The organism is Allobosea vaviloviae, assembly GCF_001298265.1.
Taxonomy (GTDB): Bacteria; Pseudomonadota; Alphaproteobacteria; order Rhizobiales; family Beijerinckiaceae; genus Allobosea; species Allobosea vaviloviae_B.
The window spans coordinates 19512-32708 of sequence record NZ_LGSZ01000058.1 but is presented as its reverse complement, the minus strand read 5'-3'; the positions used below and the strand labels follow the sequence as shown (position 1 = coordinate 32708).

Below are 13197 nucleotides of genomic sequence, written 5' to 3'. Positions count from 1 at the left end.
CGCTCTGGTCCTCCCGGCCCCCCGCCGTGCGCAGCGCATGGGGGAGGCGAGAGAGGGGGGCGGGTTGGGGGGCTCTGCGCCGGCGCCCCCCCCCCCCCCCCCCCCCCCCCCCCCCCGCGGGGGGGGGGGGGGGGGGGGGGGGGGGGGCCCCCGCAAAGCCAGAGCCCTGTCCTTGATCGTCGCGCCGAGCGGGACTGCCCCCCACCCCAACCCTCCCCACCGCAAGCGGGGGGAGGGGGGAGGTCGGGCTTCCCCGCAATGACGGCAAGGGCTTTCTCATGAAGCGCCTCGCCACCAAGCTCGGCTTCTACGCCTCCGTCTTCGTGCTGGTCTCGCCGGCGGTACTGGTCTTCCTCTGGATGATCTCGCTGTCGTTCAAGAACGAACTCGACAACACCGCCTTCCCGCCGGTCTTCATTCCCGATCCGCCGACGCTGAAGAACTATGTCGACGTCTTTGCGCAGAACAATTTCGCGCTCTATCTCTGGAACTCGATCCTGGTCACCGGCGGCGCCGTCTTGATCGGGCTCGCGGTCGGGGTGCCCGCCGGCTACGGCATCGCGCGCGGCAAGGCGACGAAGTTCGCCATCCTGATCCTGGTCGCGCGCATGACGCCGGCCTTGTCCTATCTGATCCCGCTCTTCCTGCTGTTCCAGATGACGGGGATGGTGGGCACGATTTCCGCGCTGGTGATCACCCATCTGGTCATCACCATCCCGATCATCGTCTGGATCATGATCGGGTATTTCGAGAATGTTCCGATGGAGCTGGAAGACGCCGCCCGCATCGACGGCGCCTCGACATGGCAGGCCTTCCGGCATGTCGCGCTGCCGCTGGCGATGCCCGGCGTCACGGTCGGTGGCATCCTCGCCTTCATCTTCTCCTGGAACAACTTCATCTTCTCGGTGGTGCTCGGCGGCAAGAACAGCCGCACGCTGCCCTCGGCCGTCTACAACTCGCTGACCTTCGAGCAGATTTCGTGGGGACCGCTGGCGGCCGCCGCGCTTTTGGTGACGCTGCCGGTCCTCCTGGTGACGGTGCTGGCGCAGCGCCAGATCGTCGCCGGGCTCTCAGCGGGAGGGCTCAAGGATGGCTGAACGCGCAAACCCGTCATTGCGAGCGCAGCGAAGCAATCCAGAGCCGCTCGCTCGACGTCTCCCTGGATTGCTTCGCTGCGCTCGCAATGACGGCGAAGTGCTTGTGCCACCTGTATCATCCGACTAACATGTCAGACATCTCACTGTCCTGAAAGACGACCTCCATGAGCATCGATCCCAACCGCTTCGGCCTTTCCTGCGCCATCACCACCCCGATGCGAGAGGGCGGCGCCGTCGACCTGCCGCGGTTGGTCAAGCATGCGCGGCATGTGCTGGCGGAAGGCTGCGACAGCGTCACGCTGTTTGGCACCACCGGCGAGGGCGCGGCGCTCGGCCTGCCCGCGCGCGGCGCGATGATGGGGGCGCTGATCGGCGCCGGCATCGATCCGGCCAGGCAGATCTATGCCGGCATTGCCGCGTCCTCGCTGCACGAGGCTGTCGAGCAGGGCCGGCTGGCGCTCGACGCCGGGGCCAAGGGCCTGCTTTTGGCGCCGCCCTTCTATTTCAAGGGCGTCAGCGACGAGGGTCTCTATCGCTGGTTCTCGCAGTATTTCGAACAGCTTGACGCGTCCGTTCGCAACGTCATCCTCTACCACATCCCCTCCGTGACCGCCGTCGCCATCAGCATCGACCTGGTCCAGCGGCTGAAGACGGCGTTTCCCGGCATCGTTGCCGGCGTGAAGGATTCCTCGGGCAGCTACGCCAACACCGAAGCGCTGCTGAAGGCGCATGGCGAGCTCGCCATCCTCGTCGGCGACGAGCGCCAGCTGGCCAAGGCGGTTCGCAACGGCGCCCAGGGCTCGATCTGCGGCGTCGCCAATCTCGTGCCGCAGCTGCTGCGGCCGATGGTCTATGAGGGCAAGGACTCCCCCGTGGTGAATGCGTTGGTCGACGAGATCTGCTCGCATCCGGTGCTGGCTTCGGTGAAGGCGCTGGTCGGGCATGTGCATGGCGATTCCGGCTATGGCGCGATGCGCGCGCCGTTGGAGGCGCTCGACGAGGGGACGCGGCAGCGGCTCTTCGCGGCGTTCGACAGAATCACGATGGCAAAGGCCGCCTGAGGGGCGCCTGACAGGGAACGACGTCTTGAACCAGCCCGACTCCGAGCCCCGCGAGGCTGAGCCGCTCAAGCTGAGGGAGCGCGCCTACGCCTCCTTCACCGAGCGGCTGCTGGCGCGCGAGATCAAGCCGGGCCAGTTCGTGACGCAGCGCGAGCTCGTCGCGCTCACCGGCCTGCCGCTGGGCGCGATCCGCGAGCTGATCCCGCGGCTCGAGGCCGAGGGGCTGATCAAGACGGTGCCGCAGCGGGGCATGCAGGTCGCCCATGTCGACCTCAACCTGATCCGCAACGCCTTCCAGTTCCGGCTCTTCCTCGAAAAGGAGGCGACCGCGCTCTATGCCGCCAACGCGACCGATGACGAGATCGCCGAGCAGCGCGCGCGGCACGAGGCGATCATCGCGCGGGCCGAGGCCGGCGGCGACGAGACCCTGATCGAGGACGCGGAGGACACCGACCGGCTGATGCACGAGGCGATCATCGATCATCTCGACAACGACATCGTCTCCAAGGCCTTCCGCGTCACCTGGCTGAAGATCCGGCTGATCCGGCAATACGAGACCCGCATCCAGAACCATATTCTGGTCCCGGTGATGCGCGACCACCTCAAGATCATCACTGCGATCGAGGCCCGCGACCCGATCCGCGCGGCGGAGGAAATGAGCATCCATATCGGCAACGCCCGCACGCGGGCGATGAGTTACTGACGACGCCCACAGAACGACGACGATCGAGACCATCGCAACGAGCCGGGCAAACCGGCCGTAGCCCGGAGGGAAACGACCATGACCAGGATTTCCAAACGTGACTTTCTTGCAGGTTCTGCCGCTCTCGCTGGCGGGGCCATCGCCATGCCGACCATCCTGCGCGCACAGGCGACGGTGCTGCGCTGGGGCGAGATGCTGCCCGCCACCCATCCGCAGGTGCAGATGGTCGAGCGCATCGCCAAGCAGGTGAAGGAGAAGACCTCCGGCCGCATCGACATCCAGACCTTCCCGGCCGGCCAGCTCGGTTCCGGCAAGGACATGATGGAATCCGTGGCGTCCGGCGCGCTGACCATGACGACGGACGGGGCGGCCGCGCTCGGCTCCTTCCTGCCGCAGCTCTCCGTGGTCGAGGCGCCCTATCTGTGGCGCGACGCCGCCCACATGGCGAAGGTCGCCAAGGCGCCGGTCTTCACCCAGATGAACGCCGATCTCGAAAAGAAGCGCGGCATGCGCATGGCCGCCGTGACCTATTACGGCAAGCGCCACCTGACCACCGGCTCCAAGGCGGTGAAGAGCGCAGCCGACGTCGTCGGTCTCAAGCTCCGGGTGCCGCCGGTCGATACCTTCCGCGCCATGGTCGAGGCCTGGGGCGCCAAGGCGACGCCGGTGAACTTCAACGAGCTCTATCTGGCGCTGAGCCAGGGCGCGGTGGACGGGCAGGAGAACCCGCTGCCGACGATCCACAGCGCCAAGCTGCAGGAGGTGCAGAAGCACCTGATCCTGACCGGCCACATCATCACGCCGCGCCTCGTCATCGTGAACAGCGAATTCTGGAAGGGGCTGAAGGATGCCGACCGGAGCCTGCTGGAGGCCGCCATCACTGATGGAGTCACCTGGCAGGACGCCGAGCTCGCCAGCCAGGAGGGCAGCCTGGTGGCGACGCTGAAGGCTGCGGGAATGAGCGTGACAGAGCCGGATCTGGAGAGCTTCTCCAAGCCGGTGTTGGCCACCCTGCCCAAGCAGTTCGAGGGCAAATGGGGCAAGGGCACCTGGGACGCGCTGGCGGCGCTGTGAGCTGAAGCGGTTCCACCACCTCCGGGTCGTCCCGGACAAGCCGCGTAGCGGCGCCGATCCGGGATCCATGCCTGAACTGTTCCGGCATGGATCCCGGGTCTCCCTTCGGTCGCCCGGGATGACCGCGTATTTTATCGAGGTCGTCGTCAATGAGGCTGATGCTTTGAAATCCCTCCTCCACCTCTCCGACCGCATCGTGCGCTATGCCGCCGTGGCGCTGCTGCTGTCGCTGCTGGTCGCGGTGCTGCTCGGCGTGCTGTCGCGCCAGCTCAATGCGCCGCTGGCCTGGACCGACGAGCTCGCGCAATACCTTTTGGTCTGGACCGGCTTCGTCGGGTGGATCATCGCGGCAAGGCGGCGCTCGCATATCCGCATCACGGTCTTCGCCGACAAGCTGCCCGAGGGCGCTGGACGCGTGCTGGAGATCGTCACGCAGGCCGCGATCATCGTCTTCGCAGCCGTCCTGATCCGCTATTCCTACGGGCTGATCGAGCGCAACTGGGATGTCGAGTCGATCGCGCTGCCGGTGTCGAGCGCGGCGCTTTACATCGTCATGCCCCTGGCCGGCCTCGCGCTGATCCTGCAGGCCGCAGCCGAGATCGCCGATGTGGTGGCGGGCCGCCGGTTCACCGCGCCCGAACCCGGAAGCCAGCCGCTATGACCACGATCATGCTGCAGATCCTGCCGGTCTGGTTCGCCGCGCTTTTGATCGGCGTGCCGCTGTTCGTCTCGATGGGGCTGGCGGCGATCGCCTTTGCCTTCCTGGGCGGCTTCCCGCTGGGGATCGTGCCGCAGAAGATCGCGCAATCCGCCAATTCCTTCCCGTTGCTGGCGGCGCCGCTGTTCATCCTGATGGGCAACATCATGAACTCGGCGGGGATCACCGACCGGATCTTCGCCTTCGCCACGGCCTGCGTCGGCTGGCTGCGCGGTGGCCTGTGCCACGCCAACATCCTCGCCAGCGTGATCTTCGCAGGGATGTCGGGCTCGGCGGTGGCCGATGCCGGCGGCGTCGGCACGCTCGAGATCAAGGCGATGAAGGACGAGGGCTACGACGCCGAGACGGCGGCGGCGATCACGGCGGCCTCGGCAACGATCGGCCCGATCATCCCGCCCTCGCTGCCGATGGTGATCTACGGCGTCTCGGCGGATGTCTCGATCGGCGGGCTGTTCCTCGCCGGCGTCATCCCGGGCCTGCTGATGGCTGGCGCGCTGATGGCGATGGTCGTGCATGTCGCCAAGAAGCGCGACCTGCCGCGCCATCTCTTCCCGGGAGCGGCGCAGCTCTGGGTCGCCTACAAGGAGGCGCATTGGGCGCTGATGACGCCGGTGATCCTGTTCGGCGGGATGATGGCCGGCATCTTCACGCCGACGGAAGCCGCTGCGGTCGCCACGGCCTATGCGCTGGTGCTCGGCCTCTTCGTCTATCGCAGCTTCGATCTCGACGATCTGCCGGAGCTCGTCGTGCAGACGGTCGAGACCACCGGCGTCGTGCTGGCGCTGGTGATGACGGCGGCCGCGCTCGGCTGGTGCCTGTCGATCTCGCGCATCCCGCAGACGGTCGGCCCGATGCTGGTCGATCTCGCCGGCAACCCGCTGATGTTCCTGCTGATCGTCAACCTGCTGCTGCTCTTCGTCGGCTGCTTCATGGAGGCGCTCGCCGCCATGCTGATCCTGATCCCGATCCTGACGCCGGCCGCGGCGCAGTTCGGCATCGACCCGATCCAGTTCGGGCTGATCTTCGTGCTCAACCTGATGATCGGGACGATCACGCCGCCGGTCGGCGTCGTGCTCTTCGTCACCGCCAAGGTCGCCAATATCAGCTTCGAGTCGATGTCGCGGGCGATCGTGCCCTGGCTGATGCCGCTGCTGGCTGTGCTCGTCGCCATCACCTTGTGGCCGCCGCTGACGACCTGGCTGCCCAATCTGGTGATGGGGCGCTGAGGCTAAGGCGTCATTTCGGCGCGAGCGAGCCGGGGTTGAAGGCGCCGCCGAAGGGTGAGGGGTTGTTGCTCGGGGCTGCCGGCGCGGCTGGCGTTTCGGTCTGGCGCTGCTGCATGCGCTGCTGCTGCTCCTGCAGCAGTTTTTCCTGAAGGCGCTGCTTCTCGCTCAGGATATCGGCGCGGCAGGCCTGCGCGTCGTGATGGCTGGCCTGCCAGACGATGGCGCTGGCGCAGGCGAGCAGGATCAGCAGGATCGCGGCGGGATGGGTCAGAAGCCGCGTCAGCGGATTGGCGTAGAGCCAGGAGCGTTCCGGCCTGCCGCCGGCCAGCAGGGCGCGACGGCGGTGATGGGCCTCCTGCACCATCGCGCCGATCAGCGTGACCGCGATGATGATGACGGCGAGCGCCGAGAGCGAGGGATCGGTGCCGAGCCGGATCTTGGAGGCGAGCGCCGTTGTGAAGGTGTTGCCCGCGAGGATGGTGAAGACCGTGGTGTTGTAGTTCTCGAAGGACGCCAGGAAGGTGATGAAGGCGGCCGAACCCAGAGCCGGCTTGAGGAAGGGCAGAAGGATCTTGCGGAAGGCCTGGCCCGGCGTCGCGCCGAGGTCGAGCGCGGCCTCGGTCAGCGTCGGGTCGAAGCGCTGGAGGCGTGCGCTGAGGATCAGCATCGCATAGGAGGCGATGAAGGCGACCTGCCCGAGCAGGGTCAGGAACAGGCCGTTGAAGAAGACCGTGTCGTAGCCGGCGCCCAGTTTGCGCCCGACATAGCTCCAGAACACGATGGTGGAGATGCCGAGCACGACGCCGGGGATCAGGATCGGCGTGATCAGCACCGCATAGAGCCCGGCCCGCAGGCGCGGCCCGATATCGGCGAGCGCGAGCGCACCCGCCAGTCCAAAGGGTACCGCGATCGCGACCACGGCGAGGCCGATCGCCAGGCTGGTCCACAAGCCCGTCATCAGCCGCTCGTTGCGGACGAGCACGCCGAACCAGTCGGTGGTGAAGCACTCCCAGGGCACCACGCGCGGAAAGGCCGAGGAGTTGAAGGCCGTGATCACCATGATGACCAGCGGGCCGAACAGGAACAGGAAGAACAAAAGCGTGTAGCTGAAGGCGAAGAGGCCGCCGCCGAGACGCCTCATCGTGCGACACCCCGCATCATCGCCCGATCGCCCCGATCGAGACGCGGAAGATCCGCATCATCACGAAGACGAAGGCAAGGCAGACGACCAGCAGGATGGTCGCGTAGGCCGAGCCGCGCGACCAGTCTCCGGCATCGTTGAACCACTGGTAGATCAGCTGGGTGAACCAGAGGTTCGAGGGCCCGCCGAGGATCTGCGGAGCGGCGAGCGCGCCCGCCGTCAGCATGAAGACCATGGTGGCGCCCGAGGCGATGCCGGGCTTGGCCACCGGCAGAACGATGCGCCAATGCACGCGCCACCAGCTCGCGCCCATGTCGCGGGCCGCCTCGATCTGGTTGCGGTCGAGCGTCTCGACGGCGTTGTAGATCGAGAACACCATGAGCAGGACATAGGTGTAGGCGAGGCCGGCATAGAGCGCGACATCGGCGCGGATGAAGTCGATCGGCGCGGTCCAGAGCCCGAGCGACAGCCCGACGCCGTTGATGACCCCGGTGGCGCCGAACAGGATGCGGAAGGCGAAGGCGCGCAGGATGTCGTTGATCCAGAAGGGCACGATCAGCGCAATCACCATCAGCCGCGCACCCGCGCCGCTGGCGGAATGGGCGAGGATGAAGGCGATCGGATAGCAGAGCAGGATGTCGAGCAGGGTCACCAGCACGGCGGCGACCAGCGTCTTGACCAGCACGCCGATGTCGAGCGCGTTCAGTGCGGCGCCGCCGCTGTTGCCGAACAGGAAGTAGCGGTAGTTGTCGAGCGTGTGGACGTCCTTGGGCCCGCCGATCTCCGGGCGCGGCAGGTTGTGGCGGAAGGAGACGTCGAGCATTGCCAGCTGCGGCAGCAGGATCAGGAAGACGATCCAGAACAGCACCGCCGCCATGACGAAGCTTGCGGCGCCGGTGCCGTGCCGGCTGCTGAAGTCGCGGAAAAAGCGGGCGATCATCGTCATCGCGTCAGCCGCTCAGCGCCGGGTCATCGGGCAGGATCGTTGCCTGCTCCGGCTTGAACGAGACGGTGAGCGCGCCGTCGCCCGTGGCGAGCGCGGCGGAGGTGGCGGCGTTCATGTGGTAGAGGCGCAAGGCCTTGCCGCCGGCCTCCAGATAGAGCGTGCGGATGGACCCCTCGAACTCCTCGTTGACGCGCCTGGCCTTGATTTCGTTCACCTCGGGCGGGGTATCGGCAATGAAGAGCTGCTCAGGCCGCACGAACAGCGTGCAGCGCTCCCTGGGCAGATAGGTCCGCCCGCCCGCGGCCTGGCCGACAAGGGGGCCCAGCGGGGTGTCGAGCGTCGCGAGCCTGCCGGTCTGGGACAGGACGACGCCGGAGATGGCGTTGGATTCGCCGACGAAGGAGGCGACGAAGGGCGTCCGGGGCTGGTTGTAGACCGTCTGCGGATCGTCGATCTGCTCGATGACGCCGGCATTCATCACCGCGACCTGGTCCGACATGGTCAGGGCCTCGCCCTGGTCGTGGGTGATGTAGATGAAGGTCAGCCCGACGCGCTGCTGGATCGCGCGCAATTCGGTGCGCATGTGCTGGCGCAGCTTCAGGTCGAGGGCCGAGAGCGGCTCGTCGAGCAGCAGGATGTCGGGCTCGGCGGCGAGCGCGCGCGCGATCGCGACGCGCTGCTTCTGGCCGCCGGAGAGCTCATGGACCTTCTTGTCGCCGGTGCCGGGCAGGGCGATCATCTCGAGCAGTTCGTCGGCGCGCTTGCGGCGGGCCTTGCGGCCGACGCGGCGCACCTCGAGCGGGAAGGCGATGTTCTCAGCGACGGTGAGCAGCGGAAACAGCGCGAGATTCTGGAAGATCAGCGCGGTCGGGCGCTTGTTGGGGCCGACATTGCGCATGTCCTCCCCGCCGATCAGGACGCGCCCTTCGCTCGGCTGGACGAAGCCGGAGATGCAGCGCAGCAGCGTGGTCTTGCCGCAGCCGGACGGGCCGAGGAAGGAGAAGAACTCGCCGCCCCTGATGGTCAGATGCGCGTTCTCGACGGCCGTATAGCCGCCGAACCGGATCGAGACGTGGTCGAGAACGACATCTTTCGTCATGCGGGTCCTGGATGGAGGTTTGGGCTGCATGTCGCATCTCCGCCGCGTCATCCCGGACGCAGCGGATCGGCGCGGCTATCGCCGCTTGTCCGGGATGACGGCGCGGGTGGCCGTCTTGTCCCTCAGGCGCTCATGAACTTATTGGTGAATTCCGAGCGCTTGGCGGCATACCAGGGTGCCTCGGCCGGCCAGGGATTGAGCTTGGCGAGCGCGTCGCCGGGATAGGCGTCGGCGAAGTTCTTGGCGTAGACCTCGCCGCCGAACTTGTCGGCGCCCAGCACCGGCGAGTTGTAGCCATGGGTCTTGATCGCCTCGCCGGCGAGCTGCGCGTCGTAGCAGGCCGCGATGAAGGCGTAGACCTGGTCGATGTTCTTGACGCCGATCGGCAGCGCCAGCCCGTCGACCCAGGCCATCGCGCCCTCGACCGGGGCGCGGTACATCACCGGCTCGCCCGCGGTCTTGAGCGCGATCGGCGGGCCGTCCCAGGTCTGGCCGACGATGACGCCCTCGTTGAGCAGGCCGTTCTTCTGCGCGTCGGCGTCGTTCCAGATCAGCTTGATGTTCTTCTTCTTCTTGATCGCGGTCTCGGTCAGCTTGGTCCAGACCTCGGTCATCTTCTCCGGTGTCTTGTAGGCCTCCCAGACCGAGCCGGGCGCCAGTTCGCCGCGCCTCTCCATCCCGAGGCCCAGGCCCAGGATCATCGAATGGCCGCGGCCCATGGTCTTGCCGGCATTGGCATCGTCCCAGACGTCGTAATAGCTCGGCGCGGAACCGGCCGGCGTGAACTTGTCGGTGCGCCAGGAGACGCCTTCGGTGCCCCAGATATGCGGCAGCCAATGCGTGCCCTTGCCGGCGAAGTTCCAATGCGTCTCGCCCAGCGCCATGGCCGGGTTCACCTTCTCCAGCGCGACCTTCTTCATGTCGAAGGGCTGGAGCAGGCCGAGATCCTTCCAGAGCGGCGAGCGGTTCACCGTCGGGGTGACGATGTCGAAGCCCTGGCCGTTGCTGGCCTTCATCTTGTTGAGGATGTCGTCGTTGGAGCCGATGCCGGTGAAGTTGACCTTGATGCCGGTCTTGGCGGTGAAGGCCTTGACGAAGCTTTCCGGCAGATAGTCCGACCACATCATGATGTTGATCTCGCCGGATGAGGCGAGTGCGCCGCTGCTGATGATGGCGGGCATCGCGACGCCCGCGCCTGTCGCGGCGGCGCGTTTCAGAAAGTCACGGCGGCCGATGATTGCCCTGCTCTGCGTCTTGGACATCGTGATCCCCTGTGAATGTGATGGTGTCTTGGAATGTGATGGTTTCTTGGTTGGAAGGCCTCGGTATTGTCGCCCGGGCCCGCGCCCGAGACGGCCCCTGCGGAGCCACACTCGATCTGGCGATGAGCCAAGCAAGATTGACGCCACAGCCCGGCTCATCGAGCCGGCTATGGTTTGGCGAAGCGAAGACCAGTCTCGGTCAGGCGGATGGCGGCGCGATGACAGGCCCGCCAGCGGCGAGGTGGGTATAGGCCAGCGTCTGGTCGAGATGGCGCGCCCGCAGCGACAGGAGCCTCTCGGCGCAGGCCAGCCTGACCGGGGCGAGCGCGGGGTCGTCGGCGAGATTGCGGGTCTCGGCGGGGTCGTTGGCGAGGTCGAAGAGCAGCGGCGGCAGCCCGGCGAAGTGGACGTATTTCCAAGCGCCGTCGCGGATCACGGCGAGGTTGCAGGCGTTGGAGGGCAGGCCGAAATACGCCTCGGCCGCGCCATCGGCGATGTCGCGGAAGTCGAACTCCCAAAACGCGGCCTCGCGCCAGTTTGCAGGTGTTCGGCCGTCGAGGAAGGGCAGCAGCGACGCGCCGTCCTGATGGTTGGCGGGCGACAGGCCGAGCCGCTCGGCGAGCGTCGGCAGGATGTCGGCGGCGGAGGTGAAGGCCGTGACCTGCGTTCCGGCATGCGCCCGGCGGGCGGGATCGCGGATGATCAGCGGGATGTGGTAGCTCGCCTCGAAGAAGCCGCCCTTGCCGAGCAGCCAGTGGTCGCCCGCCATCTCGCCATGGTCGGAACAGAAGATGACGAGCGTGTTCTCCCACGCGCCGCGCGCCCGCAGCGTCGCGAAGATGCGGCCGATCTGGGCGTCGACCTCGGCGATCATGCCGTAATAGACCGCGCGCAAGGCCGCGAAGTCGGCCCGGCTCCAATCCTCGACGCAGCCTTGTGCGCCCTGCACGAAGCTGTGCTTCTTCTGCGCCGCCATCTGCCAGGCGACATAGGGGTGCAAGGCGCGCTCGCTGTCGCGGTCGGCGGCGCCGGCGAAGGCCGGGCCGTCGCTGGCTGCAAACATCGTGTTGTAGGGCTCGGGCACGACGAAGGGCGGGTGGGGGCGCAGGAAGGAGATATGCGCGAACCAGGCGCCATCCTGCTCGCCTTGCCAGCGGAGGAACTCGTCGGTCAGGAAGGCGGTCTGGGTCTCATCGCGGCCATAGCGCGGCGGCGCGTTACCGGTCTCGGGCTGTCCGCTGGCGCGGTGCACGTCGCGGCTCGTCGCCTCGGCATGGCCGCGCTCGCGCAGCCAGGAGAGCCAGGGACGCTCATGCTCGGGCAGCAGGGTTCGGGTGGTGAAGCCCGGCAGCACGCCTTCATAGGTCGTCAGATGCGGATCGCCCGGGGCCATGCCGCGCGGGTCGGGCGCCGTATCCGTGTAGCCGAACAGGGTCGGGTCGTAGCCGGCGCGGCGGCCGAGCAACGCCAGATTGTCGAAGCGGGCATCCAGCGGCGAGCCGTTCCGGCAGACGCGGTGGTTCATCTGGTAGAGGCCGGTATAGAGCGAGGCGCGCGCCGGCGAGCAGGGCGCGGCTCCAGCATAGTGGCGGGCAAACAGCGTGCCCTCAGCGGCCAACGCATCGAGATTTGGCGTCCTGACGCAAGCGTGGCCGAGCGCCGAGAGGCAGTCGCCGCGCCATTGATCGGCGGTGACGAGCAGGATGTTGGGCTTCACCGGACCATTCTGATTCACGATACCGGCCCGAACAGATCGGCGATCGTCTCCTCGCCGATGCCGAAGCCGGTCGAGGCGCCGCAGCCTGCGGTGACGACGACGATGCGTACCGCATCCGAGGGCCTGTCGGTCAGGCGCCAGCGATCCGGCGCCGAGGCATAGGTGCCGATCCAGCGTTCGGTCACGGTGCGGCCGGGCAGGTCGAGCACGGCATCGAACTCGTCGAGGATGAGCTGGTCGACGGCCTCCGAGGCGAAGGGGTCGGGCGTCGTGGCGTAGTGGTGGCTGTCGCCGACGACGAGCGAGCCATCGGCCGATTGCGTGACGATCAGGTGGATGCCGTTCTCGCGCTGGGCCGCCATGTCGGCGTCGAGCCGGCGCTTCAGCGGCTCGGCCTCCGGCAGATCGGCATAGCCGAGATAGCGCCCGAGCCCGAGATCCGACATCACGGCGCTGGCGAGCGGGGCGGGCGCCGCCGGGCGCAGGCGCAGCATCTGCAGCTTGCAGCGGGTGACGCCATAGGCGGCGAGCCGCTCGGGAAACAGCGTGGTGAACTCGTCGCCTGGGCAGACCACGATCGCCTCCGCCTCGATCACGTCGCCGCCGGCTGTGATCAGGCGCGGGGCCTCCACCGCGACGATGCTGGTGTTCCAGCGGAATTCGACGCCATGCCGCTCCGCCAGCAGGGCCGTCACCCGTGGGATCGCGTGGCGGGATTCGACGCGCAGTTCATGCGGGCTGTGCAGCGCGAAGCGGGCCGCCTCCGGGCGCAAGGCTGGAACGGCCTCGCAGGCCTGGGCGCTGGTCAGGCGGCGGCAGCCTTCGCCCATCTCCGTGCGCAGGAAGGCGTCGATCACCGCTTCCGATTCCGGCAGGCGCGCCGCCAGCATGAGCCCGCGCTGGAGCACGTCGATCCCGGCATCCGCCACGATCTCCGCCCAGATGTCGCGCGAGCGGCGCGCCAGCGTCCAGCAATCGCCGGCGCCCTGGCCGGTGACGGTGACGAAGCCGAAATTGCGCACGGAGGCGCCGTTGGCCTGGGCGTCGCGGTCGATCACCACGACGCGCTTGCCGCGCCGTGCGGCCGCGAGCGCATGGCCCAGGCCGAGAATGCCGGCGCCGACGATGGCGAGATCGTAGACCATGAGAGCCT

At 67.6% G+C, this 13197-nt stretch carries 12 protein-coding genes; 6 read left to right on the top strand and 6 right to left on the bottom strand.

Features of this window, described 5'->3' with window-relative positions; genetic code table 11:
• Positions 1-278 precede the first annotated feature (278 nt).
• The 6 genes from AE618_RS21955 to AE618_RS21930 all read left to right on the top strand — a co-directional run bounded on the left by AE618_RS21955 (position 279) and on the right by AE618_RS21930 (position 5879).
• Positions 279-1097: a carbohydrate ABC transporter permease gene (locus tag AE618_RS21955; protein ID WP_054211211.1), complete on the top strand. Its 819-nt coding sequence runs from the start codon at positions 279-281 to the stop codon at positions 1095-1097.
• 164 nt (positions 1098-1261) lie between these two features.
• A complete protein-coding gene (locus AE618_RS21950) occupies positions 1262-2158 on the top strand; it encodes a dihydrodipicolinate synthase family protein (protein WP_054211210.1) in 897 nt (298 codons plus the stop codon).
• A 25-nt stretch (positions 2159-2183) separates the two neighbouring features.
• On the top strand, positions 2184-2861 hold the full coding sequence (locus tag AE618_RS21945; RefSeq protein WP_054211209.1) for a GntR family transcriptional regulator: 678 nt from the start codon (positions 2184-2186) through the stop codon (positions 2859-2861).
• A gap of 78 nt (positions 2862-2939) precedes the next feature.
• Positions 2940-3935 (top strand): sialic acid TRAP transporter substrate-binding protein SiaP, encoded by a 996-nt coding sequence (locus AE618_RS21940; protein ID WP_054211208.1) that lies wholly within the window; start codon positions 2940-2942, stop codon positions 3933-3935.
• 118 nt (positions 3936-4053) lie between these two features.
• Positions 4054-4596: a TRAP transporter small permease gene (locus tag AE618_RS21935; RefSeq protein ID WP_082365474.1), complete on the top strand. Its 543-nt coding sequence runs from the start codon at positions 4054-4056 to the stop codon at positions 4594-4596.
• Entirely contained in the window at positions 4593-5879 is a 1287-nt protein-coding gene (locus AE618_RS21930) for a TRAP transporter large permease (protein WP_054211207.1), read from the top strand. The genes AE618_RS21935 and AE618_RS21930 overlap by 4 nt, the downstream gene beginning before the upstream one ends.
• Before the next feature lie 10 nt (positions 5880-5889).
• Here the strand turns inward: AE618_RS21930 and AE618_RS21925 are convergent, their stop codons facing one another.
• The 6 genes from AE618_RS21925 to AE618_RS21900 form a co-directional block, all read right to left on the bottom strand.
• Positions 5890-7020, bottom strand: coding sequence for an ABC transporter permease (locus AE618_RS21925; RefSeq protein ID WP_054211206.1), 1131 nt, complete (start codon positions 7018-7020; stop codon positions 5890-5892).
• Between the two features lie 16 nt (positions 7021-7036).
• Positions 7037-7966, bottom strand: coding sequence for an ABC transporter permease (locus AE618_RS21920; RefSeq protein WP_082365473.1), 930 nt, complete (start codon positions 7964-7966; stop codon positions 7037-7039).
• Between the two features lie 4 nt (positions 7967-7970).
• Positions 7971-9065, bottom strand: coding sequence for an ABC transporter ATP-binding protein (locus tag AE618_RS21915; RefSeq protein ID WP_054211205.1), 1095 nt, complete (start codon positions 9063-9065; stop codon positions 7971-7973).
• Positions 9066-9187: 122 nt separating this feature from the next.
• Positions 9188-10327, bottom strand: a complete 1140-nt coding sequence (locus AE618_RS21910) for an extracellular solute-binding protein (protein WP_054211204.1) — start codon at positions 10325-10327, stop codon at positions 9188-9190.
• Between the two features lie 199 nt (positions 10328-10526).
• Positions 10527-12062 carry an alkaline phosphatase family protein gene (locus tag AE618_RS21905; RefSeq protein WP_082365472.1) on the bottom strand — a complete coding sequence of 512 codons (1536 nt, stop codon included), beginning with the start codon at positions 12060-12062 and terminating at the stop codon, positions 10527-10529.
• Positions 12059-13189 (bottom strand): TIGR03364 family FAD-dependent oxidoreductase, encoded by a 1131-nt coding sequence (locus AE618_RS21900; protein ID WP_054211202.1) that lies wholly within the window; start codon positions 13187-13189, stop codon positions 12059-12061. Before AE618_RS21900 ends, AE618_RS21905 begins: the two co-directional genes overlap by 4 nt.
• Between the last annotated feature and the right edge of the window lie 8 nt (positions 13190-13197).

Coding starts and splice junctions, on each gene's coding strand:
- AE618_RS21955 (WP_054211211.1), top strand. CDS start 279: ATGAAGCGCCTCGCCACCAAGCTCGGCTTCTACGCCTCCGTCTTCGTG.
- AE618_RS21950 (WP_054211210.1), top strand. CDS start 1,262: ATGAGCATCGATCCCAACCGCTTCGGCCTTTCCTGCGCCATCACCACC.
- AE618_RS21940 (WP_054211208.1), top strand. CDS start 2,940: ATGACCAGGATTTCCAAACGTGACTTTCTTGCAGGTTCTGCCGCTCTC.
- AE618_RS21935 (WP_082365474.1), top strand. CDS start 4,054: ATGACCGCGTATTTTATCGAGGTCGTCGTCAATGAGGCTGATGCTTTG.
- AE618_RS21930 (WP_054211207.1), top strand. CDS start 4,593: ATGACCACGATCATGCTGCAGATCCTGCCGGTCTGGTTCGCCGCGCTT.
- AE618_RS21925 (WP_054211206.1), bottom strand. CDS start 7,020: ATGAGGCGTCTCGGCGGCGGCCTCTTCGCCTTCAGCTACACGCTTTTG.
- AE618_RS21920 (WP_082365473.1), bottom strand. CDS start 7,966: ATGACGATGATCGCCCGCTTTTTCCGCGACTTCAGCAGCCGGCACGGC.
- AE618_RS21915 (WP_054211205.1), bottom strand. CDS start 9,065: ATGACGAAAGATGTCGTTCTCGACCACGTCTCGATCCGGTTCGGCGGC.
- AE618_RS21910 (WP_054211204.1), bottom strand. CDS start 10,327: ATGTCCAAGACGCAGAGCAGGGCAATCATCGGCCGCCGTGACTTTCTG.
- AE618_RS21900 (WP_054211202.1), bottom strand. CDS start 13,189: ATGGTCTACGATCTCGCCATCGTCGGCGCCGGCATTCTCGGCCTGGGC.